The organism is Candidatus Harpocratesius sp., assembly GCF_054039255.1.
Genome location: NZ_JBPLBG010000032.1, coordinates 31,668 through 57,668 on the forward strand (window position 1 = coordinate 31,668; position 26,001 = coordinate 57,668).

A 26,001-nucleotide genomic window follows, 5' to 3' on the forward strand; every position below is an offset into this window, starting at 1 on the left:
AGTGAAGTGAAAAATATGAGTATAGATTGGCAAAAAGTGAAAGAAAAGCCGGACAAGCCCCATAAAGTATTAGGACAAACACTTCTTGATCAACGAGGGAAGATAAATGATCTTGAAAATAATCTTCAAAAAACAACTCAAGCGTTAAATAAAAATATGACTGAACTAGAAACTGCCAAAAGTCAAATTGAATCGCTTCAAAAGAATGTTGATAATTTAAATAATTCAATTTCAGCAAAAGATAAAGAAATTCAAACATTGACTAATAACCTACAATCAGTTCAAAATGAAAGAGATCAACTTAAACAATCACTAGATACCATATCTTCAGAAAAAGCTCAACTTGAATCTGATAAAGCATCTCTTGAAACAATTAAAAGCAATTTGGAGCAACAAAAAACAACCTTAGAACAGGCAAAAAATTCATTAGATATGGAAATCGATACCTTAAAAAAACAATTAACTGAAATCGAAAATGAAGTAGAAAATCACAAACAGAATGAAATTGATTTACAAGCAAAGATTAATGGATTAAATGAGCAAATAAATCAACAAAAACAAGAAATTGTTAATCTACAGGGATCAATTGATGAAAAGAACCAACAAATTGGAGAATTATCTACAAAATTAGCCCAAAATGAAGCAAGGATAAATGAATTAACAGGAACTATTGAAACAAAAAGTACTGAACTCGAAGGCATGGTTTCAAAGAAAGATGAGATGATTAATCAACTAAATAAAAAAGTGGATGAATTAACAAAAGAATTGGAAGAGAAAAAAGAAGAAATTTCCAAATATTTAAATAAAGTTCAAGATATGGAAGAAAGATTGGAGGATAATACCCAAGATATTAAAATTCAAGAACTTTTAAATAAAATTGAAGAATTAGAAGGTAAAATTACTGAAAAAGATAGCAAAATTGAAGAATATGAAGCAAAGATCACTGAACTTGAACCTCCAATTCCTGAAGTTACTACTTACGGAACGGATACTCGAATTATCTGTCCAATGTGTAATAGTACTGAAATTGTTGATTTTGAAGATAAAACCAAAGTTCTAAGTTATGTTGGTCATGTTCCATTATACGCTAAGAAAAAACGCTGTAGAAAATGTGGATATGAATTTTAATTCTTTTTCATTCTTTTTCATTTTTTATTAATAATCTGACAGAAATAGAAAAATACAATAAATTTTATTAATTAAAAACACTTTTTCGATGGTTTGACGGCTGTTTTGAAATTATTCTTAAAGATATGATAATTAATTAAATATAATTTGTATTTTAAGAGTATACTCCTTATTCAATAGTTAATAGTATGAATAATTTTAAAATTACTCTAATCTTATGAAGTGTTAATGCCAAAGCAAATTACAGAGATTCACCCTAACATTAAAAATTATCCATTAATTTCAGCTAATCTTTCAGGAAAACGAGTTTCACATTTTATACTATTGATAGAAGTATGGAGCACTCTCATTCTAATGTATTATATCAATAAAGGTTATTATTCTCATATTTTCAAAGGGCAAATTTGGGGTTATCTTTTACTTCCTATTTTTATTTATGGATTATTATGGCAATTTTACATTCTTACAATTTTAATCTCTGGATTGATCTATCATCTCATTAGAATTATAGAACCACCAAAAGAAGGTTTATTTGATCTTTCAAGCAGAGAATCTCAGTTCTATTTTATTAGGTTTTGGATGTGCTATTATGCTCTTTATGTAGCTCGTGCAATGCCACTTCCTTGGGCAGATATGTATTATTATCGAGTTTTTGGCGCACATATAGGCAAAAACATTGTTTTATATGATAGTTGGATAGATCCAGAAATGGTTGATATTGAAGATAATTGTATGATTAGTTTAAACACCCAATTAATTGCTCATGCTATTATTGGAAATCAACTATATGTTAAACGGGTCGTAATAAAAAAAAGTGGAATTGCTGGGGGCGGTGCAATTGTAGCTCCAGGAACAATAGTTCGTGAAGGTGCAGTACTTGGAGGAGGTTGTACATCCCATTTTAATCAAGAACTTGCACCATATTGTATTCATGTAGGATCTCCCGCAAAAATTGCATTACCAATAAAAATAAAAAAAGAATCAAAAAAGAATCAAAAAAGAATCAAAAAAGAATTAAAAAAGAATTAAAAAAGAATTAAAAAATAATAAAAAAGAAAAAAATTAAGAGGAAAGAGAAAAAAAATGAGTAGCCCTACAAGTACCAAACTAACACCTCCTATATATGTTGATCCCCGAATTCGTCGCAGATTTATTTGGTTATATCTTCTAGAAATCTGGATTTCTCTCATACCAGCAGCATTTCTTTTATTTTGGATTTTATATCCATGGTTTATCCAGATATTACCCACTATTCTTAATTTTCCAGAGATTTCATGGACTCTTCCTAATTTATTGAAAAATTGGTGGCAATATCCAACTTGGGTGGCGATTATTTTTCTTCCTATTTTATTAGGTTTAGTATATATAATTACAGTAATATGGTCTGCTTACATAACTAAAATCTTGCAAATTCTCTTAAATAAGATACATCCTCCAAAAGAAGGGGTTTTTTATCGACATCCAAAAGACAAAGACTATTTATTTTGGAATCTACGAAATTTAACTCGAATTTTTCTATTTTGGTTGAATTATTCAAGCCCCTTTATATTTTTTAAGAAAAAATTCACCTTCTCATTTTTTGGAGTAAAAATTGGTAAAAATTCAGAAATCAATCATACTTGGATTTCACCAGAATTCATTGAAATTGGAGATAATGTTATAATTGGCCAATCTGCTGCGATTTATTCCTATTTGATTCAAGGTGATAAAATTCTTGTAGCTAAAACAATTATTGAAGATAATGTACAAATTGGTCCACAAGTTATTTTATTACCAGGAACACATGTAAAAAAAGGAACAATTGTTGATGGGGGCTCCTTTTCTCATCCTTTTACTATAATGGAAGAAAACTCAGTTTATTCTGGTTGTCCTACAGAAAGACAAATGTCAATTTTAGAACTACAAAAAAAATCTAACCTTAATCATTCTTGATCTTAATAAATACTAATTAACCAAGCGCGAAATCCTTAAATTTTCTGAAGAGTTAAATTATCCATGTTTGAAAAACTCATTACATGGTGGACAACTGTTGAAAAACCCAAAGCAGAAAGAGTCTATTTAAAGGGAAAACCTATAAGAATGCTGAGTTACTTTATTTTGACTTTTGGATTAGGATTATTAACAGTGTGGTTAATATCACTTTGGGATAGTGTACTTACTCATTTACCAGATGGTAGATATGCATTTGAATCATGGGCTTTTTCCTATTTTGTTCGATTCTTTTTAATGGTTATTCCTATTATTGTTTCCATGATTATTAATAGTAAAACCAAAACCCCTGCTTATGGTTTCTCTGCAATTGGTGGTTTTTTTATTGCAGCTCTTACATTTATTCCGATAAAACCTTATTATGGCTTGTATATGGCATATGTAGTTTCTTTAGCAATTTTAGGAAATATACCAAGTCAAGGTAATTTCACTCTTAAATGGTATCATCTATTATATTATTTTCTTTTGGGAATATATGCATGCTATATTAACTCCATTTATCAAATGCTTGAATGGGATGTATGGGTATGGTTACAAATGATTCATGTGCACCTCTTCGTGGTTATCATAGCTGCAGTCAAAATACGACAATGGAGTTATATGTATATGTTTGGTTGGGCTTTTTGCTCTATAGTCACATTCTTTTTGCCAACCGACATGTTTATATTTCGAATTCTTGATGTTGACGTATTCCCAATTGCAAACTTGCAATTAACTGCAGGATATAATTTAATAGTGCCTCCAATGTTGACAATGGTTATAATGTATTATTTCTTTAACATTCAGCGTAAAGTCCAAGCGCGTTATATCGGAATGGATAAATAAAGAAATTTATGAAATTATCTTACCTTAAACGATAATTATTCTCACTTTTTTAAATTTAAATTTCTTTTACTAATTTAAGGTTCTTTTTTTTTAAGATTTATTAACAATTTATTATTAAAACTTAAGCCCTATTATTCATATTCTTTAATTATGGGAACAAAATTCCATTTACCAACTATTTATTTAACTTCTCCTGTTTTCTTTGAAATTGCAAATCATCCAAAAGTTTCGAAAAAATTCAGCCAGAAAATTATGTCTCTTCGAAATAAATTAGAAGAATGTTCCAATTTAAAGATTTCGGCGGAAAAATTTCCATCCACAACCAAAATTATTCAAGATATAACAAAATTTCAAGTGGATTTCATAGGATGCCATATTAGCCATCCAATCAAAAAAGAAATCATGGAAATACCAACAATTAAAGCAGTTTGTACAAGCACTGTGGGATATGATCATGTTCAACTGGATCCTCGAGTTTTAATTACTCACACACCTTCAATTTTACATAAATCAGTAGCAGATTTTACAATTGCTTTGATTTTAGCCAATTTGCGAAATCTTAATCATCTGCATAATTTCCTATGGGAAGGTAATTGGGAAAGAACAAAAAAATGGGATTTAGATGAAAATTTAACAAATATTTTGGACAATCTCACAGTTGGGATAATTGGTTTAGGTGAAATTGGAACTGAATTGGTAAAAAGACTTGCACCTTGGGGAATTCGAATTTTATATTATGATTTAAATCGTAACTCAATTCTAGAGAATAAATTTACAAATTTAAAATATTTTTCAGATATAAACGAAGTTTTACAGAAATCTCAAGTAATTTCTTTGCATGTGCCTTTGAATTCTTCAACAAAAGGAATGATTTCAGAAAATGAACTTCGTTTGCTACAACCAAATGCACTCTTGGTTAATACAGCTCGAGGTGCTGTTATTGACTTTTCTTCTCTAATCAAATTATTAAAAAAACAGGAAATTTCTATTCATTTAGCCTTTGATGTTTATCCTGAAGAACCGATCAATCCTAAGATTCTTGAAGACTTTAAAATAATCCAAAAAATGCGCCCAGAATTACGATTTATTTTTATTCCGCATAATGCCAGCTCAGACGCAGATACTAGAGCACAAATGAGCATCATGATGCTTGAGGATCTTCTAGCTTTTGCAAACTCTCATAAACCTGGAGATTTAAGCAAGATTCATTTAATTCCAGAATTAAAAAATTTAATCACTGAAAAAAATATAAAAAAAGTCGAAAAAGAATGGGAATCATATCGTATTTGGAATTGGTGGTATGATTCTAAATGAAATTGTTAACATGAGTAATTTTTTATTATTTTGAACAAAGTTGATAAAATTCTGTGTCACATCCTTTTTTATAATATTGCTCCCAAATATTTTGGGGGATATGTTTACCACCTGAAAGCCAAATAATATGAGTGGAATTTTCCATCTTATCCAAAATAGAATGATTCTTAAGATAATTACTATAACGTTCTGCTTGATACAAATGAACTGGGCCTAAAATAACCCCACTACTTGAAGGTTCAATTTTTATCTTTTCAGAATCCCAAAGCAATGATAATAAACCCAACAAATCTTGTTCAGTAACAGTATAAATTCCACTAATCAAAGGCTCAACTAATCTCCCAACAAATTCAGAAGGATTTGGACAAGCTAGGCCATCTGCAAGAGTTTTGCATGATATCCCAAACATCTTTGGAGATATATCATGATGTTTTTCTGTTAGCAATCCAATTAACATACTGGGGCATGCAACTGGTTCTGTAAATATACAATGCACATTATCTCCGTAAAGCATTTTTAATCCAGTAGTGATCCCACCAGGTGAAGTCCCAACGCCACAAGGAAGATAAACAAAAAGAGGATGATCTTCATCTACCAGTATTTTATTTTGATTTAATTGATTTTTTAATTCAAGAGCAGCTGTTGCATAACCTATAAATAAATTAAATGATCGTTCATCGTCAATGAAAAATACTGTTGGATCATTTGATGCCTCATTTCTACCGACTTTTACTGCTTCGTTGTAATCTCCTTGGATTTCAATTATGTTTATACCCAAACTTCGTAATTTTTGCTTTTTCCACTCTTTTGCATCATTAGACATATAGATTTTTGTTGTAAACCCTAATTTATTCGCAATTATTCCAATACTATAACCTAAATTTCCTGTTGATCCTACAGAAATTGTGTATTTCTCAAAAAATTTACGAAATTTTTGTTCTGAAATTGCTTTATATGAAGAATTTTCATTAAATCTCCATTTATCTCGTAATAATCCATCTGTAATTTTTAAAACTTCAAAAATGCCCCCACGTGCTTTAATTGAGCCGGCGATAGCCAAATCATTATCACATTTTGCAAAAACACGCCCAATAATGGATGTATTGCCGATATTTTGTAGTTTTTCTTTAATTACATCTAATTCAAAAAGGGAAGATTGGATTTTTCCTTTCGTTTTTTCAGTTTCTGGGAAAAGTTCTTGAAGCAATGGAGAAAAACGATCCCAAAGTGATTGAGCTTTCAAAATTTCTTTTAATGAGAAAATGTTCTTCTCTATTCGTTCTTTTGCAAAATTATAACTTTGAAATCGCGGATTAAACCAAAAAATTTCTCTAAACTTCATCAATGGTTCTAAAAGTGGAATTTTTTCTTTCCAGACTTTTAGAGAAACTCCATTTATTAAAGTATTTTCATTCATGTGCAATTAAAATTATTGAGACAACTAGAGAATAAAAATATTTTTCATAAAGTACAACTAATGAAAATATAATAGAAAACAATGAAGTAAAAATATTAATTTAAAAATACTGATGCAAAAAAAATGTCTCCCACAGTTAAGAAAATAGTTCAAAGACTTAAAGAAGCTAATCCCAACGAGCAAATTAAGCTTATAAAAACAATTTCAGAAATGCGAATGCAAGAAGCTGTACCCGAGCTCCTTCAATTACTTCAAAATAAAGTAGATTATGATGTTCAAATAGAAACCATTAAAGCTTTAGGAATTATCCAAGATGTCCAAGCTGGAGATACTCTATTAAAATATTTATCACAAGAAGATATTCCTATTTTGATGGAAACGGTTCTAGCTTTAGGAAAACTCTGCGAAATTGGCTTTTCAAAATCATTAAAGCCATTAGAAAATATGTTAGATCATCCAAATTATCGTGTTCGAAAATTTACAATCGAAGCATTGGCAAGTTGCGGAAGAGAAAGTACACTCGAACGATTATTTCTCATTTTACAACAAGAAAATCTTTCTGAAGAGATGCGGGAGCAAATAACCTTAGCTATTGGTCGTATAGGAGGCTCTCGCGCGATTGAAATTCTTCAACAACTCTTAATTCCATCTGATCTTTTTCCAAAATTGAGTATGGAAGTACGAAGAGCAGCAATTCTCGCATTAGGGGAGAATAAAACTCCAGTTGCTTTAGAACTTTTAGGAAAAATTTACCAAGATAAATCAGAACTGAAAATTATTCGCAAGTATTCTGAAGATGCTATAAAAAAAACAATTTTAGGCGCTAAAGAATATTTTTTAAGAATTAAAGAACAAGCAGAGAGAATTTTGAAACGAAAATAAAGGAGAACATCATAAATGGATGATAATCAATTGAAACAATCAGAACAAGAAAAAATTCGTAGTTTCATTGCCATAGATATCCCTAATCAAGGAACAATTCAACAAATATTAAAATATCAAGCACGTCTTCAAGCATGCATTGGTCCTTTGAAACTAGTAGCCCCAGAATTAATGCATATTACATTAAAATTCCTAGGAAATATCAGCATTCAAGATGCTCGTTGTATTTATAAAATTCTTCAAGAAAAGATTAATCAATCTTTTTTTGAATCAAACCAGCATTATCAAAGCAATTTTAAAGGTGTAGGAGATTTTCGCAAACAGGTCTTTTTTGTTAAGATTCAAGGACAAGAAGAGCTTTTACAAAAGTTACATGAAATTATAGATGAAGAATTATTTCAGAATCAAAATATATTAAAAGAAACCAGACCATTCCACCCTCATTTAACAATTGCCCGTTCTAGACGCCGTCATCAACGTTCTAATTCTAAATTCAAAACAAATTCTAACCCAGGACAGACTTCTTATACATCTTTAAAACATGAATACATTAATTTTGACTTTGGGAAATGGACCATATCAAAAGTCGTATTAAAAAAGTCGGTTTTGACACCTAAAGGCCCTATTTATTCCAATCTGATATTTGAATAATTCTTTTAAAAATATCAAAACATATATGAAAAAAATTTTTAATTTTAAATTTTTAATCATTAGGATTCAGCAATTCATCTTCAAATTCATCTAATAATATTGCCCGAAGAATGGTCTGGATTTCATCATGGGCATTTTCAAAGTAATTAAATTGACTGACTACTATTTCCTCATCATGTTCTTCTAAAATCAATAAAATATAAAATTTAACACCTTCAATATCAAAACTTTGAATAGTTCCTGAAATTTTTGTAAAAGGATCCAATCGATCACTAAATTCATAAGTGTTAATGTTTTCTTCAAGGATTCTTCGTTGAGAAATTTCATAAAGTGTTAGAATTTTTTTTTTCATGGATATAGTAATATGATCTAGAAAATATGAGCCAAGTTCTATTCCATTTTGTTCAAATATAAGTAAAGCCATAACATTATCCATCTTCTCAACATATTCATCTATCAATTTTTGTAAAGCAGTGTTTTGATCATAAAGATAAAAAATACCTTTAGAAAATGCATGAACAATGGTATTAATTTGATAAATTGTAGTGTTATAAAAATGAATCAAGCGTTTTTCTAACCAAGGTCGAACAAAACTTTCATATTCTTTTTGATTACTGATAATTGAAGGATCATCTTTTAATCTTGGATCACTTTTATGAAATAATATAATAATGGGTGCATTACATTTAATTTCTTGAAAATATTCCAAAATCTCATTAAGAAATTCATAAGATTCTTTAAATCTAAGTTTATCTTGAATATCAACTACAAAAAAGAGGAGATCAATTGAACTAAGATAACGTGTTTTATGCGATAAATACTCATTAACATATCGTTTTTGACCACCAAAATCATTCAAATATATAATATGATTAAGAAATTGGAAATTTGATCGCTCAACTTTTAATGTAGGTTTAATACCTTTGATTTCTTTTGGAATATCGAATTTTTTCTTCATTGCTGTCAAAATACTTGTTTTACCTGCGTTATCCAGCCCCAATAATGCGATCTTCTTATCTGATACCATACTAGTTAGCTCCTCTTTTTAATAAACGATTATATAGAATTTAATTAATGATAAATAGATCTCACATAGAAATGTTAAATAAATTTTCTATGTATTCCCAACCTAAATGAATTTTTAAATACAGAGATATTTTGTATTTTGATCAGAATGAATATTGAAAAATCTAATTATTTCAGCCAAAAATTAAATACACAAATAAAAAATAAAAAATCGATTGTATGTGTTGGATTGGATCCGCGAATTGGAGAAAAATTCTGCATTCCTTCATTTTTACTCGAGGAAATGGGAAATGATAATAATGCGGCAATTTGGGAGTTTAATCGACGTATCATTGATGCAACTTTTGAATATGCAGCAATTTTTAAACCACAAATTGCTTTTTATGAACAATATCAAGCATTAGATGCACTTCAAAAAACGATTTCTTATATCCATAAAAAAGGGGGATTAGTTTTACTTGATGCGAAACGAAATGATATTGGATCAACTGCAGCAGCTTATGCGAAGACTGTATTTGAAATACTCAATGCTGATGCTGTGACTATAAACGGTTATTTAGGTATCGATGGTGTCAAACCTTTTATTAAATATATTCCACAAGGTAAAGGAGTAATATTGTTGCTTAAAACATCTAATCCATCTAGTGGCGAATTTCAAGATTTATTTTCTCTTTCTCTTCAAGAAATTGCCCCAGATATAACTGAAATCGCAATTGATAAAATATCAAATAGAGATTTTAATAAACTAAAAATAGTAAGAAATTACGTTCAAATGACTAGATTGATGAAAAAGTGGAGTGAAGATCCAAAACTAGTTCAATTACAGACACCTATTGATTCAGATGGATTCACAAATATAGGTGGTGTGGTTGGAGCGACTTATCCGACTCAATTACAGGCAATTCGTAAAGAAGCACCTCATAATATTCTTCTTATTCCAGGATATGGTGCTCAAGGTGGTAAAGCTGAAGATATAGTGCACGGAGTAAATGAATTTGGACTAGGTGCCATCGTTAATGCATCTCGATCAATTAATTTTGCCTATCAAATGGAGCCCTATAAAAATCAATATTCTGCTGAAGAATTTGATAAAGCTGCGGGCCATGCTGCGAAAAATATGCAAGAAGAAATAAACAAAGCATTAAAAAAAGCGAATAAATGGAATTTTGATTAAGGTATGTTTTATAAATAGAAAATAATTATAGAATATGGAAAGTGGAAAAAAAAAATATGAGTACAAAAAAAACAAATCAAAATAGCCAATCTATAAAATTTGAAGAACAATCAAGAATGAATTACATGCTAGGTTGTTCATATTTAGAAGAAGGTGATTTTCATAAAGCAGAACATTATTTTGAATTAGCAATAAAACAGCAACCCCTTTATTTAGATGCTTGGAATAATTTAGGGGTATCATATTTCAATTCACAAGATTTTGTTTCTGCAGAATACTGTTTTCAAAAATCTCTCTCAATTAATTCAAATCATGAACATGCATTGATTAATATATGCAAGGTTTTTTTGCAAACAGAAAGATATGAGAGTTTTGATAGATATTTCCGACAAATTCAGAAACCTCTTGATGAAAATCTTGAAATGATCAGATTAAAGATCACTTATTTGAAAAATATTAGCGAATTCTCAGAAGCAATAAAAATTATTGAAGATTATTTTAAGAATAATTCATTGGATAAAGATTTAGTTTTTCAATTGGCAGAATTATATGAACATAATAGAAAAATCAATAAAAGTATAGAAGTTTTAGAAAAATATCAATTAATTCGACCACATGATGTAGAACTTCTAAATAACTTAGGTTATTATAGTGAACTTGAAGGAAAATTCCATAAAGCACTTGAATATTATCAAGATGCACTTTCAATCGAAGAAATGGATCCTTATCTTTGGAATAATTTGGGGAATGTATATTTAGAAATTGGTGAAAACGAAAAAGCAATAAAAGCCTATAGAAAAGCGTTACAAATTTCGCCTAATGAATTAGAAATTGTCAATAATTACTGTGATTTGGTATTAGATATGAATTTGGAAGAAAATTGGAACAGATATATCCCTATATTAGAAAATGAAGGAAATCAAAAAAATAAGGAAGTACGAGAAGTTTTAGATACATTGATGAAAATTTATCAGAAATTAAAAGAGAATGAGAAATTAGAAAAAATCAAGAAAAAAATATTACATTTAGAGCAAATCACTTAATAATATTAAAGGATAAAAAAATTTTTATAAAGCGGTCCAGAATTGTGTTCGACCGCGTTTTTGGGTTCGTGTAACAGCATTTGCTTCTTCCAATTGACTCATAACCCGCCAGATTTCAGAATTGGTCATTTTAAAATATCTTCGTAATTCAGGTGTACTAATTTCTTGATCATGAAGCAAATTTATAACAATTCTCTTTATTTCCTCATAATCCATCTCAGATTGAAGATCAGAATATAATTCATCTGTCAAAGATTCTTCTTCAATTCCTTCCATTTGAACAATTAATTCTGTCGCTATTTGATTAAGTCTCCATAATTTATTTGATAGATCTCCAGGATGTAAGAATAAGCAACAAAGTTCTAATCCGTGAGGAAATGCAACAATATAAAAATCTGGGTATAAAATCGCAATGGGTTGTAGATTTTCATCCCCGCCCCGAAAACTTAAATAGAAATTCATAAGAAAACTTTCCATATCGATCTTCAAAGCATTTTCATGAAACTCTCGATACCATTTTATATGAGGGCCTTCAATCATATCAAATCCTATTAATGCAGCGCCCATTAGTTCATTCTCTGTAAAATTCATAATATTATTCTCCTTTTTTTATAGCTTGAATGTGATTCATCAATGTTCTGATAAGTGCCAAAATATGTTCCCTATTTGCAGCGTCAATGGCTACCATTGGAAATGTAGGTATTTGTAATACATCTTCGACCCGTTTTGGAGACATATGTCCTGGTAAGTCTTGCTTATTTGCAATTGCAACAATTTCACAACTATCTTCCACCAAATTTCGAGAATGTTCTAATAATTCTCTTGTTGTTAGTACATTTTTAGGAGTAGAATCAGTTACAATGAATATAATATCACTTCCATGAACATATTTCGACAAATGGTGCTTAAGGTACGCCTTTTGACCGCCAAAATCCCAAATACGTATATTTTTTCCATCAAATTGAGTTTGTCCTAAATTAAATCCCATTGTTGGAGAATAACGGTTTGATATCTGCTGACCCCTCATTAATTTGGTCAATGTTGTTTTTCCTACAGCAGGAGTTCCAATAATGGATATTTTTGCGGGTGCAATTTGATGAATACTCTTTAGATGCTGAGTACTTCTAATTTGTTCACTCTTTAAAGGTGTTTTCCACATCATTATAATTCATCTCATAATAATAAAAGATCTAAGAGAGTCTTATACTCAGAGATGATGAATATATGATGAAGATCTTTTCTACATAATATATCTTAAATACATTTACTTTTTGTTCTTTTTTTCTAATTATTTTCTTTTCTTACTTTTTGGAATGATTAAATTTTAATATTTATTAAAATTTGGTAAATTAAATTCATGGAATCAGATATTTCTTCTCAAATTATCAAGTTACTGCAGAAATTTAATAATAAAGTTCAAGGAGTGATAGAAGGTCCAAATTGTATCGATCCAACTATCTGCCATGGTGATTGCTGTTTTGTTCATCTTGATGTTCCAAAAGCTTTAGTAGATTTTTATATATCGCATGATTTTGCTAAAAAATCTGATTTCAAAAGAGGAAAAATGTTTGCATTTGAAGTTAACATGGATTTAAAGACACTGAAATGTCCTTTTTTTAGTAAAAAGATAAATGGATGCAAGGTTCACTTTTCTGGAGTAAAAATACCTCAGTGTTGGGTTTATCCAACAGGATTAGATCCTAATAAAGTAGAATATTCATGTAAACGCGCAAGCGGATGGAAAATTATAAAACCTGTTGATGCATTAGAAGGAAATAGAATTTTGGAGTCATATATTCTCAAATGCAGGCAAGAGGCTGAAAAAGAACAGTCAATAAGTGAAGTTTTAAAACGATTAAAAAATCTTCAGTTTGATGAACTTTTGTCTTTCGCACCTGCACATTTATCTGGAATCCAAGATAATTGGGATAAATTTAATTGGATCGTGACTGAATCATGGAATTTAGCTTTAAAACCATTTTGCGAATCGATTCCATGTGAATATGAATATTTTGAATGTAATCACATTTGTAAAGCACTCAGAGAGAAAATTCAAGAAAAATTAACAGATCAAGTAGAAATGTATATTAAACAGAATGGATATAAACCAAATTTGCTTTTTTATGAATTTCTCAAATAATTCAATTTGATTTTAACTTGTATTTTATACGATTTTTTTAAATCATGAATTTTGTATATCTTATTGTTCCGTATTTTGTCGGAAGCATTCTCTCTTTTTAACATTCTAGTATTCCGGTAAGGTTACGTAGATATTATATTGGATTTTATAATAACAGCCATAATTTTAACATAACGCTTAAATACGCAGTCGATCTTACTTTATATATTCATGGGTTAATAATTCAGAAAATAGACCCAAAGCGAGATCCCTGGTAACATAGGATGTGTGTGAAAATGTATGAAGATATGTCATTGAAAGAACTAACTCGTGCTTTCTTTAGCCGGAAATATAAATATGAAGAACCAGAGGAACCAATTCGCGGGCGATCAGGTCAAAAATGGAAATTCAATGCAATAATTCAATATAATGGTGATCGATACGGCGTTTTCATTCGAGACTGGAATCGTTCAATTGGGGTCAATCAAATCAGACAATTAGAAAAAGCCTGTCGTGATACAAAATGTGCAGGTGGAATTATTATTGGAGATAATTTTTCATCCCAAGCCGAAATTTTTGGTGAAACATTAGGAATCCAAGTAGTAAATCGCACCAAATTATTATCTAAATTCCGCAATAGTTTTTAACCAAATTTTTTCTTTCTTTACCCTCTTTCAATTAACTACTTTCATCATTTATGAAAATTAATCTGTAAATTAATTATAAATTGCTTTTCATTCAATCAGAATGATTTATTTTATCTTGATCATAATTTAATTATTTATTTTTTTTCCTTTTCTAAAATCGAAAGGCTCAAATGGATTGCATCATAAATTTTCTTGGAAACGTAATGAGTAAGATTTTACGCCCGGGTTCTCTTTTGCGTGTAAAACGTAAATATCAAATTTTAGAATTTCTGGAATCTGGGGGCTTTTCTGATATATACATTGGAAAGAATACAGATAATAATCGTAAGGTCATCATTAAAATTTTGAAAAACGATAAATTTGATGATAAAATTCAAGCAGAAAATTATTGGCGAAGAGAACGCGCTTTTATTAATATTCAATCAAAATTTGCACCTTATGCACTTCAATTACATGATGCTTTTATCGACAGATTTAATCAGAATAATCCAAAATTTATTTTCATCACTTCATATATTAATGGATATGATTTCGAAACCTGGTTCCATCAATTTCGTGAACAAGGACGGCATGATTTTCATGAATATTTGATAAGAAACATATTCATTCCGTTAGCAGATTATTTTGTTTTCACACATAGTCATGGTTTAATTCATCGAGATTTTTCTCCCAGTAATATTATGATAACAAAATACAAAAAACGAATAACTCCTGTAGTTATTGATTGGGGTGCTGGTTTGAATTTTGACCCTGCCACAATTGAAAATATCCCCCAAGATCTGAATGATTTACCCTACAGTGATGATGATCAAATTTATACGCCAGGTTATGCACCTCCTGAAATAGATTTAGGAAAAATACAAGTACCTCAATCAGATATTTATTCATTTGGAATGATCTTACACTATGCTGCCAGTGGTGGTGAAGAACCGAAAGAATTATCTGGAAATGCATTAAAAAGGTTTAAAATCCAGTGGGAAGACTATGATTATCATGAAATGCTAAAGAAGGTAGTAGAAAAATGTATAAAATACGAACCCAGAGATCGATATAGAACATTTGAGAGGGTAAGAGAAGATTTAAAAAAATATTTATCTGTAATTAATATAAATAATAAAAAAAAGAAGCGATCTTCTTTCAATAACAAAAATATTTCAGGAAAAAGCTAAAAATTAATATATTTTAATTATTCCCTGCTATAATTATAAATTTCTTTTTATTTATGTAATATATGATATACTGCATATTTTTTCAATAGGATTCTGGACATATCCCTTTTCACAAATTTAACACATTATTCACGCCAAAATGTAATATCTGAATGATTTTAAAGAAATTTTAATTATATATCTAATACTAATTATAATTCTAATATTCTTTATCATTATGAAATTTTTTACATTTTCTACAAATTAATCTACATTTGATGATATGATTTATTTTTATAAGTAAAAAGACATGTTTTATATTTTAAAATGCAGAATCTAAAAATATAATCAGCCTAATCAATTAAAAATAATAATAGTAGATGTTATTTTTGATGAAAATTGATTCATTTTATTAAATTATTTCTCAGAACTTGAATATTTTTTTTATTTTCAACTTGAAGATAATAAAAGGACTCAAAACCATTTAAAAACTTTGGAGATATAATGTAGCTAATTCAAATTTATTTATAGGTAGATGAAAAAATGTCTTTTGAATCAGAAGAAGTAAAAAAAAAACATAAAAGATTCTTACGAAATAAATGGTTGAAAGTCCATTTGATTACTTATGTTTTTATCAATTTAATCCTTTTTGTGGTAAATTACACCACTAATTTCGATAATATGTGGTTTATTTACCCTCTTTCAGGATGGGGAATGCTTATTTTAATTCACACAGTCGCTGTGGTTATACTTAACTTTTTATCTAATTCAAAACAAGCATCTTTAGCGATCCATGCTTCAATTACAATGATTACATCCAGTTATTTAATTTGGAATGATTGGTGGGATAATCATCGCCTGAATTGGATTCTTTTTGCCGTGGTCCCATTAGTACTAATCTGGATTAATCATTTTATACTATATCAAATGATGAAAAAATCAGATCTTTCAGGTAAATCGCGCTTAGATTTACTCATTCAAAGAGAATATGATAAATTTCGATTGGAAGGACGGACTATTTCGGTTCCTGTTACAAAAAAAATCGTAATGAATAGATTATTACTGCAAAACCATATTTTTATTTATGCTGCAGTCAATTTATTCCTTTTCCTGGTAAATTACTTTAATAATGTCGATTATTGGTGGTTTCTTTGGCCAACAATTTCATGGGGTATGAACATTCTTTTCCATGCCTTGATTTATGTAAATATTAAGAAACGATCGTTTGGAGAAAAGGTGACTATCAAATATTTCTTAGTGTTTCCGTTAACAATTGCAGTGTATTTAATTTTCATTGATGTTTTTTCAGACAATCATTTTAACTGGTTTTGGTGGCCTGTTGGTGGTATTGTAATAATATCCTTAATTGTAGCAAAAATCAGTTCAAATCAACAAATTCGAAAAAAAGCATCTGTGAAACTAATAAAAAAAGAAAAAAGGCAATCTAGTAAGCTTGAACGACGGTTTTGCCGTAATTGTGGTGCACCAATAAAGCCGAATTTTCAATTCTGCGAAGTTTGCGGTCAAAGAATTTAATTATTATTCAAGATATTCAATTCTAAAATCTTTCATTTCATTTTTTTTCTTTTTATAATCAACTTTTATCTTTTCTTAATCAAAATAATTTTATTCTTTTCAGTAATATCAAAATTCCATATAATTTTGAAATTCTAAGATGTAAACTTTTTAAGGAAATATTTCCTCAATAGATTACAAAGGGTGTATGTTAATGATAACTCGGAGAAAATGGGGCGCCTTTTTCAAAAAAAATTTCGAAGAAGCAAGTACTCCGATTGAAATGCAAGATACTGTAATCGAACAGCATGATCGTTTTAATTTTGAGGTCAAACTAGACTATCCCCTTATTGATACAATTCCTCACAATCAATACGAATTAGAAATATACTTTTTTATTCCAGCTGCACTCCAGATTAATCCTATAACATACAGTAGTAAAGAATTTTTCTCCGATATGACAAATTACATTCGTTTTAAAACCCCTCAAATGGCACTTTCTGGTCTAATAAATCCAAATAATCCAAAATCACCTTTTACAATCATCCAAGAACGACTTTTTCGTATAAAGAATGGTGACGTTTCCCATATACATTTTGATCGAATAAATTATGAACTTAGAGTATTAGGTTGTATTGTGAAATCAACTTTGAGAGATCAACTCGATTTTTTCAATACTAATCGAGAAAAAGTAATAATTGAACCTACTGAATCTATTTCACAAGAAATTGATCCAGTTATTTCTAGTCAAATAGTTTTTTTTCAAGATGTTCAGAATCTTCAAAAACGTCTTGAAGAATTAGAAATACAATTACAATTTGCCCAAATACCACAAGAAATTCAAGAAACTTTTATTTTTGTTGATAAATATATTAGTCGTCAGATTTCTGAGCATTGTGCTGTTGTATATTCAAGAATCAAAAATGATATTCAATCAAAATTTGATAAAGAGATCGTAAAATTGCTTGAAATGATATTAGATTTTGAATCTGCAAAAAAATCTCCTTTAAATCCAATTTTTAAGCAAAATCCTAAAAAATCTAATGAAAATATAACTTATTGGGATGGAATTCTTAAAAAATACATACAAAATGTGCTTTATTTAGATGTTCAACCTTCTAAAGAAAAATCAAAAACACTAGAATTCTTGTACTCATTAGCTGCAGGTGTAGCTATGTTTATTTCTATATTGTTAGGATTTTTAGTTGTTGAACATTTTTCAGGCAATACATATTTATATTTCACCCTTTTAATCGTGGTATATATGCTTAAAGATAGATTTAAAGAATGGATTAAAAATGTATCAAATCATTTTGTTCAGAAAAATTTCCCAGATAGAAAATTTACAATTTTTGATTCAGCACACAATAATAAAATTGGAATTAGTAAAGAATCAATGAGATTTCTATCATTTAACCAAATTCCCCAAGAAATTTTAAATATTCGAGAACGTGGTACAAAAATTTCAATTGAACATGAAGGAAAACCAGAAGTAATTTTTAAATATATAAAATCTGTAAGTTTAAGAACAGAAAGGATAAAAGAATTTCATGAACGCCACCGTAATGTGAACGATATTATTAGATTTAACATAAAACATTTTCTTCAATATGCAGATGATCCATTAAACACAGAATTAGTGTGGGATCCAATTCGTAAAGAATTTTACGAACTTGCATGTGCAAAAGTTTATCATTTGAATACAATATTTAAATTGCGCGCCATTTCTTCTAAAAAAGTGCCTTCTCAAATATATTATAAAAAAGTTCGCGTAGTTATCGATCAAAATGGAATTCGGCGAGTTACCGAACGTAAAGTAGTCGGATAAATAATCTTTTTTATGGCGAATCCTTGTTCTTTTCATAGGAAATACTCTAGAAGTCTTTTGTAGAAATGAAAATTCTGACCCTGCAGAGTATCCATTTTCGCTAATTATAACATTATGCTATGATTATGCGACTAAATTGTATACAATGATGAAGATCTTGAGTTTTGATCCGCATTCTTCTAAGTATTTCCTTTTGGTGAGTTTCATGTCTAGACGCGTAAAGATGACAGAAGATATCCTTCAAATGATGCAAAATCCCGAAATTATTAGAAATGTTGGGTTAATTGGTCATATAGATCACGGAAAAACTACTTTAAGTGATAGCCTTTTAGCTGAAGCAGGTTTATTATCAGAAGCCATTGCTGGAGAAGCACGAGTTCTTGATTATTTAGAAGAGGAACAACGGCGTGGAATTACAATGAAATCTGCAAATATTTCTCTATATTATGAGCATTCATTAAAAGGATCTAAGCCATTTCTAATTAATTTAGTAGATACCCCTGGACATCTTGATTTTTCTGGAAAGGTTACCCGCGCTCTTCGATTAGCTGATGGCGTAGTAGTAATCGTTGATAGTGTAGAAGAAGTAAGCTCCCAAACAGAAACTGTAGTAAGACAAGCCTTGGAAGAAGCAGTTCGGCCGATTCTTTTTATTAACAAAATTGATCGCCTTTTCAAAGAATTAAAGCTTGATATGTCTGATATTAAGGAAAAATTCGGGCGTATAATACGCGATTTTAATAAACTTATTACTATGTATGGCAGTGAAAGAGCACAAAAAGAATGGATGGTTTCAGCAGAAAAAGGTTCGGTTATTTTTGGTTCTGCACTCCACCGTTGGGGTTTTGTTATACCACAATTAGTACCACACAAACATAATTTAGAATATTTTGAATTAAAATATGAGGATAATTCATATCATGAATTGACTAAAGAATATCCTGTGTGGGAATGTGTTTTAGCAGCCATTGTGAATTTCTTACCAAATCCTATTGAAGCTCAAGAATATCGAATTCCAACTATATGGAGCGGAGATACTAAATCTGAAATTGGAAAACAATTATTAAAATGTGATCCCAAGGGAACAACAATTGTATTCTTAAGTAAGGTACAAAAGTTAAAAAATCGATTGATAGGTACAGGGCGTGTTTTTTCTGGTACTCTTCATCGTGGTCAAGCACTTTGGCTTGTAAATGGACAAAGAAAAAGCAATTTGAACCAATTAAGTATATTTATGGGATCTAGAATTGAAAGTGTAACAGAAATTCCTGCAGGAAATATTGTGGCGATTGGAGGGATTAAACAAATACGAAGTGGTGAGACCTTATTTGATAGCCAATCAAAAGAAAATGCCGCACCATTTGAATCTGTGCACTATGTAAGTGAACCTGTCGTAACTGTTGCAATTGAACCCGATATGTTAAAAAATCTCGAAAAACTTCAAGAAATATTAGAAGAAATTTCAATTGAAGATCCCAATATTTCAGTTGAAATCAGTGAAGATTCAGGAGAAGTACTCCTTTCAGGCATGGGGCCTTTACATTTGGAAATTGTAGCTAATACCATCAAAGAACGCGGCGTTGAAGTTTCAGTATCAAAACCATCAAGTGTGTTTCATGAGTCTGTTGCAGGAGAAAGTTCCATTATTACTGTTTCCAGCCCCAATCAAGCAAATAATATATCATTACAGATCCATCGTTTGAAAAAAGAGACAAGCCAATATATCCGAAAAGTTAAACGTTCTATATTAGAATTTGATTATTTAAGAGAACAAGAGTTACCAAAATATACAGATTTTACTCCTAAAGAAGCTTTTGGGATTTGGAATATTGATAAATATCAAAATGTCCTAATTGTTCTACCCAAATCATACCAACCAACTAATAAAAATAATGATTCTTCGAAAAAAATTACTTCTTCAAAAAGGACTCCTCGTAAAACTAAATCTCAACGAAAAAGCAAACTTAAAAAAAGCGAAGAAGATAGGGAACAATTTTCAGAAGAAGAACGTAAACAGGTAATCAAAGCAGTAGAAGGTGTGTGTGCCCATGGAAAACTTGCTTATGAACCTATTTCTGAATTAAAAATTACTATCCATGAATTATTCTTATCTTCAGATTCAGAAAAAGCCAACTATTTTGAAATTTCAACTATGATTCAAGATGCTTTACAGCAAGCTATAGATGAAGCTCATCCTGTACTATTAGAACCAATTTATACAATGCTTATTACAACTCCTGAAGAATATATTGGGACTGTTAGCTCATTAATTTCACAATATCATGGAAAAATCATTAACATCTCACAAGATGCCTATCGGGCTCACATTACTGCAAAAATGTCTGTAAGACAGTCTATTGAATTTGCTCAAGAAATTAGAGGTGCCACTTCTGGAAGAGTTTTTTGGCAGAACCTATTTGATCAATTTGCTCCTATTCCTGAAAATCAATTAGATGATATTATTCAATCTATAAAATTCAGGAAAGGTATTATCTTTTCAGATAATTTTTAAATATTTTTCTGTATATTTTTTCTCATTTTTAATTTTCCTATTTTTTGTTTTTATCGTATTATTCGTATTCTTTTCTTTTTTTTAAGTTTTTCAAATATCATTTTACTTTTTATTGATTTTACTACTATATTCATTGATTTTACTACTATATTCATTGATTTGTTTAGAATATTTAAAAAAGGTGCTTCTAATTAGGTAACACACTAATTTTTTTAAAAACAAGGTTAGAATAATGAACACAGAAGATGAAGATATTTTTACTAATAACTTAAAATTGGCTGAATTAATAATAGAAGAAGGACAAAAAAGTCAATTAGATTATATTGAAGCGCGATATATTCATCTACGCGCAGAAGGTTATACTTTACGAAATGGATTAATATTAGGTGGAGGAGTAACTCAATCTGATGGGATTGGAATTCGAGTTCTCCATAATGGTAATATGGTTTTTTTAAGCACTGCTAATATGAAAGCAGAATTTTTACAAGAATTGGTACATCAAGCAAAATCAATGGCATTAGCGTCTAAAAGAAAAAACCCAATTCAATTTTCAGAAGAAAAGGCAGTAGAAACCAAATGGAAAACACCTTATCAAATAAAGTTTAAAGATATTCCCATTGAGCAAAAACAACAATATTTCATTGATATAGATAAAAAATTGCAACAAGAATTTGGTGAAGATCTTCCCAATCGGACAATCATGGTTAATTTATCCCATGAACTAAAATATATTTGTACAAATGAAGGTTCTAAAGTAAGATCAGAAATAATGCAACCTATTCTCCACACATTCAATACTGCATTAGGAAAATATGGAACAGAGCAACGATTTTTTGGAATTGGAGGAACTGGAGGTTGGGAATGGTTTGAAAGACAAAAAATACAGCAAACAGTAATGAACGATGCCAAAGCAATGGTAAAAGCTGCAAAATTCGCTGAACCTATGAAATTAGATAAAGTAGATGTTATTGTCAGTAGTGAAGTTGCAGGAATTATGGCTCATGAGAATGTGGGACATCCGAGTGAAGCAGATCGCATTTTAGGTCGTGAAGGGGCTCAAGCAGGCGAATCTTTTTACATTGATTTATTAAAAAATAAAAATCTTGGAGAAGTTCGATTAGGAAATCCAGAAGTAACGATTATTGAAGATCCTACTATTCCAGGAAGTTCAGGATATTATTTATATGATGATGAATGTGTCAAAGCTCGACCTCGAACTCTCATTAAAGAAGGAATGTTGAATGAACTTTTATTAAATAGAGAATTTGCATTTAAATTCGGATTACAATCCAATGCAGCTGCCCGCGCTGAAACATTTGAAAGAGAACCCATTGTAAGAATGGCTAATACTTATTTCAAACCTGGTTCATTCACATTAGAAGAATTGGCTGAAGATATTAAATATGGAATACTAATGAATTCATTTACTGAATGGAATATCGATGATCGTCGTTATCAATCCAAATATGTTGGGTTAGAGTGCTATCTAATTCAAAATGGTGAAATAACAGAAAAAATGGTTAGGAGACCTATTTTAGAATTAACAACAAAAGGAATTTTAGGTTCTGTTGATGGTGTCTCAAAATCTACAGATTATTCACATGGAACTTGTGGAAAAGGTGATCCTGGACAAGGTGTTCCGGTGTGGATGGGTGGTGGCCAAGTAAGAATGAGAGGAATTCAATTAGGAGATTAAGAGGTGAAATAAATGAATAATGAAGAGAAACAGCAATTAGATTCAAACGAATTACTTTTAAAGACATTAGAAATAACAAAAAAATATGGTATTGATGATGTAATTGCCCAGTATCATTTGGGTAAAGAATGGCAAATTAGGTTTTCAAATTCAGAGCAGGATATTATCAAACAGTGGGAAGTTGATAATCTAGAATTATTTATTGTAAAGAATAAAAGAACAACAATGATTCCAATACAAACTCCAACACTAAAAAAAATTGAAGAAAAAATTAAACAATCCCTAATATACTTAGAAAATTCGCCACCCAGTCAATTATATGCTGGAATTGAATCAAATATTCAAACTCCTGCAAAAATTGATGGATTATTTTATAAAAAAACCGAAAATTTAATAGAAAGTGGTTCAAGTTTAGTTTATAAGGCAATTGATGCTGCTTTAGAAGAAGGCGCAAAAAAGGTAGCAGGAGTTCTCTATTTTGGTTCACAAAATTCAGCTTTACGAACGAGTAAGGGATTTTCGGGAGAATTTGATCATTCATACTATAGAGCAACTTTACGTGCATTTGTAGAAGCTCAAAGCAGCGGACAAGATCTTCTCTGTGGGAGAAATTTGGATAATTTAGAAGCAAAAATGATAACTATGGGTAAAAATGCTGGAAAGATTGCATCAATGGCTGTTAATCCAAAACAGGGAAAAGCGGGAACTTACGATATTATTCTTTCTCCAACTGTTGCTGGAAATATTTTTGGTGAAATTACTGATGCAGCTAATCCATTGTTTGTTATGCTAGGTTTAAGCCCGTTAAAGGATAAAATAGGAAAGCAGATTGGTCCTAATTTTCTATCAATTCGCGATAACAATCTATTAAGTGAAGGATTAAATGCCAGACCTTTTGATGTTGAAGGTACTCCTGGACAAATCACACCCTTAATTGAAAATGGCAAATTGATGAATTACGTTCACAATACTTCAACTGCAATACAGTACTCCACAAAATCCACAGGAAATTCAGTTTTTATCGGTTTTGGAACAGGAACCAAATTACTGGCTCCATATTCGAGTAATATTGAATATACACCAGGTGATTTTTCCAAAAATGAGATTATTGAAGAAAGTAAAAAACCAACAATCTACATTACATCAAACTGGTATACCCGATTTACAAATCAGATGGAAGGAACATTTTCTACAATTCCCCGAGATGGCCTATTTTATGTAGAAAATGGGGAAATTCAATATCCAATTCGTAATGTACGATTATCTGATAATTTATTGCGTATGTTAAAAAATATTACTCAAATAGGTAAAGATATTCAACAAATTCAATGGTGGGAAGTAAATACTCCTACTTTTATTCCCACAATTAAAGTTAAAGATGGAAATATCACCGCTGCAACAAAATAAAGAAATTTTTTCATTTTTATTTCTGATTATTTTTTTCTACTTTTGCTGATCTTTTAATTCTTTCAAAAATAGGTTAATTTCCATTTATTTTAATTTATTTATTTAAGTTAAATTATAATATAAATTGTTCTTTCGTATTTTATCCCACTTATTTAATGGTAAGAAGTCAATTGAACAAATTTTACTATCAGTAAAATATTCAAAAGAAAATTTAGTATATTCACCCGCTTTTTTATTAGGAATAGGCATTAATCGAGCTGTAAGCGGTTTATTTAATCGAATCGAAATCATTCCTAAATCCATCAATAATAATTTTACTGCTTCACGAGGTAGATCCCCCGGTATAGGTACACAATCCAATCCTAATCCACACATTGTTGAATATAATAAAAATTTTGATAAATCAATCTTTCCTTCGCTATTACGTTGAGCAATTATATAATCTTCTAAAAGTGGCTGCATAAAACCAGAAAACCCTATCTTCGGACGATTTACTGTTTGTAATGCTTGTGTAATAAATCCCACACTGAATACTGAGCCTACAGAACCAAATTCACAAAATCCTAATTGTTCCAAAGCATTTCCAATTGATTTGGATTTACTTGGATAAGGAGCGGGGCTAAAATCTATTCCTACAAATTCAATATGATTTTTTTCGCAGAATGGAATGGCAATTTCAGTGATTTCATCATAAATTTGACAAAATCTCTTTTGGATTTCGGTTTTGATTTGTTGAAGAGAATTGTTACATACATTTTTTCCATCAAAAATAGAAATCAATTCATCTGCTGCCTCTAAAGCAATAGATAATTTTGGTTTGGATCCTGTGTGATAAGCAGAAGGAAAGAAAGGAGTATTGGGAGGAACATTAAAGGTTGTGGCAAATTGGACATTTTGGAATGGATCGGGGTTAGATAATGCAAAAATAACATCAGTAGCGATATCAATACTTTGGAAATTGAGTCCTTGCTGAGTAGAACCAATTTGCATGCTTGAAAACATATTTCGATGCTCTTTTAGTAATCTTGGAATTGACTGAGTTAAATTGGATTGAATATTTTCCAATGATTCAGAAAAATCCAATAATCCTGGAGCGAAAGAATAAATACCCATCAATCCATCATCAATGCATTCATCCAGTTTATATGCGATTTCATCATCCAGAATTTGCTTTAATTCAATAGGTGATGAAATAGATGTATACGGTGGAGATGCCAAACGAATATATTCCACTTCATAAAGTTTTTGTATTTCATTCTTAAGTTCTTGAATCAATCCCAGATAATGATGCAACCCTTGCAGATCAAAATTATCGTTATATATATCATATCCCAAGGTCAAGGCTCTGATTTTCATAAATTAATAAAAGCAAAATTCCATAAAGGTGTGATCAAATAATTAAATTGGTTGTAATTTTTGGTTGTAATTTTTGGTTGTAATTTTTTGCTATATTTTTGTTATGGATATTCTGTTAAGAAATTCTGGAATATATTCCAAGGGATTATTTTTCAAAGATAGATGTTTAAGATGAATCAAATCTTGCATGGAATCTGGAATTTGAGAGATTCGATTATTATCAAGAAGAAGTTCTTCTAAGTTGCTAAGATTTCCAATGTTTTTCGGTAAAGATTGAAGTCGATTATTATTTACATCCAATATTTTTAGAGCACTGAGATTTTC

General features: G+C 29.9%; 23 protein-coding genes. 17 read left to right on the forward strand and 6 right to left on the reverse strand.

Translation table 11 applies throughout. From position 1 onward, the window contains the following. Positions 1-15: 15 nt before the first annotated feature. From ACXLDF_RS07045 to ACXLDF_RS07065, 5 genes are all read left to right on the forward strand, one after another. A complete protein-coding gene (locus ACXLDF_RS07045) occupies positions 16-1,128 on the forward strand; it encodes a coiled-coil domain-containing protein (RefSeq protein ID WP_457557798.1) in 1,113 nt (370 codons plus the stop codon). A gap of 228 nt (positions 1,129-1,356) precedes the next feature. Continuing rightward, complete coding sequence (locus ACXLDF_RS07050) at positions 1,357-2,157, forward strand: acyltransferase (RefSeq protein ID WP_457557799.1); 801 nt, start codon at positions 1,357-1,359, stop codon at positions 2,155-2,157. Between the two features lie 54 nt (positions 2,158-2,211). Beyond that, positions 2,212-3,060 (forward strand): acyltransferase, encoded by an 849-nt coding sequence (locus ACXLDF_RS07055; protein ID WP_457557800.1) that lies wholly within the window; start codon positions 2,212-2,214, stop codon positions 3,058-3,060. A 63-nt stretch (positions 3,061-3,123) separates the two neighbouring features. After that, positions 3,124-3,942, forward strand: coding sequence for a hypothetical protein (locus tag ACXLDF_RS07060; protein WP_457557801.1), 819 nt, complete (start codon positions 3,124-3,126; stop codon positions 3,940-3,942). 150 nt (positions 3,943-4,092) lie between these two features. Then, a complete protein-coding gene (locus ACXLDF_RS07065; RefSeq protein ID WP_457557802.1) occupies positions 4,093-5,256 on the forward strand; it encodes a 2-hydroxyacid dehydrogenase in 1,164 nt (387 codons plus the stop codon). Between the two features lie 25 nt (positions 5,257-5,281). On the opposite strand, the gene dsdA is transcribed toward ACXLDF_RS07065, so the two are convergent. Continuing rightward, positions 5,282-6,673, reverse strand: a complete 1,392-nt coding sequence (dsdA, locus tag ACXLDF_RS07070; protein WP_457557803.1) for a D-serine ammonia-lyase — start codon at positions 6,671-6,673, stop codon at positions 5,282-5,284. Between the two features lie 123 nt (positions 6,674-6,796). Here dsdA and ACXLDF_RS07075 point away from each other — a divergent pair, with 123 nt between their 5' ends. Then, on the forward strand, positions 6,797-7,555 hold the full coding sequence (locus ACXLDF_RS07075) for a HEAT repeat domain-containing protein (RefSeq protein ID WP_457557804.1): 759 nt from the start codon (positions 6,797-6,799) through the stop codon (positions 7,553-7,555). Positions 7,556-7,570: 15 nt separating this feature from the next. Then, positions 7,571-8,206 (forward strand): RNA 2',3'-cyclic phosphodiesterase, encoded by a 636-nt coding sequence (thpR, locus tag ACXLDF_RS07080; RefSeq protein ID WP_457557805.1) that lies wholly within the window; start codon positions 7,571-7,573, stop codon positions 8,204-8,206. A gap of 52 nt (positions 8,207-8,258) precedes the next feature. Here thpR and ACXLDF_RS07085 read toward each other — a convergent pair whose 3' ends face one another. Then, positions 8,259-9,233, reverse strand: coding sequence for an ADP-ribosylation factor-like protein (locus ACXLDF_RS07085; protein WP_457557806.1), 975 nt, complete (start codon positions 9,231-9,233; stop codon positions 8,259-8,261). Between the two features lie 147 nt (positions 9,234-9,380). Here ACXLDF_RS07085 and pyrF point away from each other — a divergent pair, with 147 nt between their 5' ends. Both pyrF and ACXLDF_RS07095 read left to right on the forward strand, forming a co-directional pair. Further along, entirely contained in the window at positions 9,381-10,406 is a 1,026-nt protein-coding gene (pyrF, locus tag ACXLDF_RS07090; RefSeq protein WP_457557807.1) for an orotidine-5'-phosphate decarboxylase, read from the forward strand. A 56-nt stretch (positions 10,407-10,462) separates the two neighbouring features. Then, the gene (locus ACXLDF_RS07095; protein ID WP_457557808.1) at positions 10,463-11,449 is read left to right on the forward strand and encodes a tetratricopeptide repeat protein; all 987 of its coding nucleotides are present in this window, start codon (positions 10,463-10,465) and stop codon (positions 11,447-11,449) included. Between the two features lie 24 nt (positions 11,450-11,473). Here the strand turns inward: ACXLDF_RS07095 and ACXLDF_RS07100 are convergent, their stop codons facing one another. Together ACXLDF_RS07100 and ACXLDF_RS07105 are read right to left on the reverse strand one after the other, a co-directional pair. Next, complete coding sequence (locus ACXLDF_RS07100; protein WP_457557809.1) at positions 11,474-12,040, reverse strand: hypothetical protein; 567 nt, start codon at positions 12,038-12,040, stop codon at positions 11,474-11,476. Positions 12,041-12,044: 4 nt separating this feature from the next. Next, positions 12,045-12,611, reverse strand: a complete 567-nt coding sequence (locus tag ACXLDF_RS07105; RefSeq protein WP_457557810.1) for an ADP-ribosylation factor-like protein — start codon at positions 12,609-12,611, stop codon at positions 12,045-12,047. Positions 12,612-12,806: 195 nt separating this feature from the next. Between ACXLDF_RS07105 and ACXLDF_RS07110 the strand changes: the two genes are divergently transcribed. The 8 genes from ACXLDF_RS07110 to ACXLDF_RS07145 all read left to right on the forward strand — a co-directional run bounded on the left by ACXLDF_RS07110 (position 12,807) and on the right by ACXLDF_RS07145 (position 24,321). Then, a complete protein-coding gene (locus ACXLDF_RS07110; RefSeq protein ID WP_457557811.1) occupies positions 12,807-13,589 on the forward strand; it encodes a hypothetical protein in 783 nt (260 codons plus the stop codon). A 275-nt stretch (positions 13,590-13,864) separates the two neighbouring features. Continuing rightward, entirely contained in the window at positions 13,865-14,215 is a 351-nt protein-coding gene (locus tag ACXLDF_RS07115; RefSeq protein WP_457557812.1) for a restriction endonuclease, read from the forward strand. Between the two features lie 203 nt (positions 14,216-14,418). Then, complete coding sequence (locus ACXLDF_RS07120) at positions 14,419-15,384, forward strand: serine/threonine-protein kinase (RefSeq protein WP_457557813.1); 966 nt, start codon at positions 14,419-14,421, stop codon at positions 15,382-15,384. Positions 15,385-15,906: 522 nt separating this feature from the next. Continuing rightward, positions 15,907-16,899, forward strand: a complete 993-nt coding sequence (locus ACXLDF_RS07125; RefSeq protein WP_457557814.1) for a 2TM domain-containing protein — start codon at positions 15,907-15,909, stop codon at positions 16,897-16,899. Positions 16,900-17,092: 193 nt separating this feature from the next. Continuing rightward, positions 17,093-18,706, forward strand: a complete 1,614-nt coding sequence (locus ACXLDF_RS07130) for a hypothetical protein (RefSeq protein ID WP_457557815.1) — start codon at positions 17,093-17,095, stop codon at positions 18,704-18,706. 205 nt (positions 18,707-18,911) lie between these two features. Beyond that, entirely contained in the window at positions 18,912-21,218 is a 2,307-nt protein-coding gene (locus ACXLDF_RS07135) for a GTP-binding protein (protein ID WP_457557816.1), read from the forward strand. A 232-nt stretch (positions 21,219-21,450) separates the two neighbouring features. Continuing rightward, positions 21,451-22,914, forward strand: coding sequence for a TldD/PmbA family protein (locus tag ACXLDF_RS07140; RefSeq protein ID WP_457557817.1), 1,464 nt, complete (start codon positions 21,451-21,453; stop codon positions 22,912-22,914). A gap of 12 nt (positions 22,915-22,926) precedes the next feature. Continuing rightward, positions 22,927-24,321, forward strand: coding sequence for a TldD/PmbA family protein (locus tag ACXLDF_RS07145; RefSeq protein ID WP_457557818.1), 1,395 nt, complete (start codon positions 22,927-22,929; stop codon positions 24,319-24,321). 102 nt (positions 24,322-24,423) lie between these two features. On the opposite strand, the gene ACXLDF_RS07150 is transcribed toward ACXLDF_RS07145, so the two are convergent. Beyond that, positions 24,424-25,677, reverse strand: coding sequence for a DUF711 family protein (locus ACXLDF_RS07150; protein WP_457557819.1), 1,254 nt, complete (start codon positions 25,675-25,677; stop codon positions 24,424-24,426). A 90-nt stretch (positions 25,678-25,767) separates the two neighbouring features. Beyond that, a partial coding sequence (locus ACXLDF_RS07155; RefSeq protein WP_457557820.1) for a leucine-rich repeat domain-containing protein occupies positions 25,768-26,001 on the reverse strand: 234 nt, incomplete at its 5' end.

Excerpts from the sequence above, each read along its gene's own strand:
- ACXLDF_RS07045 (WP_457557798.1), top strand. The coding sequence starts at position 16 with ATGAGTATAGATTGGCAAAAAGTGAAAGAAAAGCCGGACAAGCCCCAT.
- ACXLDF_RS07050 (WP_457557799.1), top strand. The coding sequence starts at position 1,357 with ATGCCAAAGCAAATTACAGAGATTCACCCTAACATTAAAAATTATCCA.
- ACXLDF_RS07055 (WP_457557800.1), top strand. The coding sequence starts at position 2,212 with ATGAGTAGCCCTACAAGTACCAAACTAACACCTCCTATATATGTTGAT.
- ACXLDF_RS07060 (WP_457557801.1), top strand. The coding sequence starts at position 3,124 with ATGTTTGAAAAACTCATTACATGGTGGACAACTGTTGAAAAACCCAAA.
- ACXLDF_RS07065 (WP_457557802.1), top strand. The coding sequence starts at position 4,093 with ATGGGAACAAAATTCCATTTACCAACTATTTATTTAACTTCTCCTGTT.
- dsdA (WP_457557803.1), bottom strand. The coding sequence starts at position 6,673 with ATGAATGAAAATACTTTAATAAATGGAGTTTCTCTAAAAGTCTGGAAA.
- ACXLDF_RS07075 (WP_457557804.1), top strand. The coding sequence starts at position 6,797 with ATGTCTCCCACAGTTAAGAAAATAGTTCAAAGACTTAAAGAAGCTAAT.
- thpR (WP_457557805.1), top strand. The coding sequence starts at position 7,571 with ATGGATGATAATCAATTGAAACAATCAGAACAAGAAAAAATTCGTAGT.
- ACXLDF_RS07085 (WP_457557806.1), bottom strand. The coding sequence starts at position 9,233 with ATGGTATCAGATAAGAAGATCGCATTATTGGGGCTGGATAACGCAGGT.
- pyrF (WP_457557807.1), top strand. The coding sequence starts at position 9,381 with ATGAATATTGAAAAATCTAATTATTTCAGCCAAAAATTAAATACACAA.
- ACXLDF_RS07095 (WP_457557808.1), top strand. The coding sequence starts at position 10,463 with ATGAGTACAAAAAAAACAAATCAAAATAGCCAATCTATAAAATTTGAA.
- ACXLDF_RS07100 (WP_457557809.1), bottom strand. The coding sequence starts at position 12,040 with ATGAATTTTACAGAGAATGAACTAATGGGCGCTGCATTAATAGGATTT.
- ACXLDF_RS07105 (WP_457557810.1), bottom strand. The coding sequence starts at position 12,611 with ATGATGTGGAAAACACCTTTAAAGAGTGAACAAATTAGAAGTACTCAG.
- ACXLDF_RS07110 (WP_457557811.1), top strand. The coding sequence starts at position 12,807 with ATGGAATCAGATATTTCTTCTCAAATTATCAAGTTACTGCAGAAATTT.
- ACXLDF_RS07115 (WP_457557812.1), top strand. The coding sequence starts at position 13,865 with ATGTATGAAGATATGTCATTGAAAGAACTAACTCGTGCTTTCTTTAGC.
- ACXLDF_RS07120 (WP_457557813.1), top strand. The coding sequence starts at position 14,419 with ATGAGTAAGATTTTACGCCCGGGTTCTCTTTTGCGTGTAAAACGTAAA.
- ACXLDF_RS07125 (WP_457557814.1), top strand. The coding sequence starts at position 15,907 with ATGTCTTTTGAATCAGAAGAAGTAAAAAAAAAACATAAAAGATTCTTA.
- ACXLDF_RS07130 (WP_457557815.1), top strand. The coding sequence starts at position 17,093 with ATGATAACTCGGAGAAAATGGGGCGCCTTTTTCAAAAAAAATTTCGAA.
- ACXLDF_RS07135 (WP_457557816.1), top strand. The coding sequence starts at position 18,912 with ATGTCTAGACGCGTAAAGATGACAGAAGATATCCTTCAAATGATGCAA.
- ACXLDF_RS07140 (WP_457557817.1), top strand. The coding sequence starts at position 21,451 with ATGAACACAGAAGATGAAGATATTTTTACTAATAACTTAAAATTGGCT.
- ACXLDF_RS07145 (WP_457557818.1), top strand. The coding sequence starts at position 22,927 with ATGAATAATGAAGAGAAACAGCAATTAGATTCAAACGAATTACTTTTA.
- ACXLDF_RS07150 (WP_457557819.1), bottom strand. The coding sequence starts at position 25,677 with ATGAAAATCAGAGCCTTGACCTTGGGATATGATATATATAACGATAAT.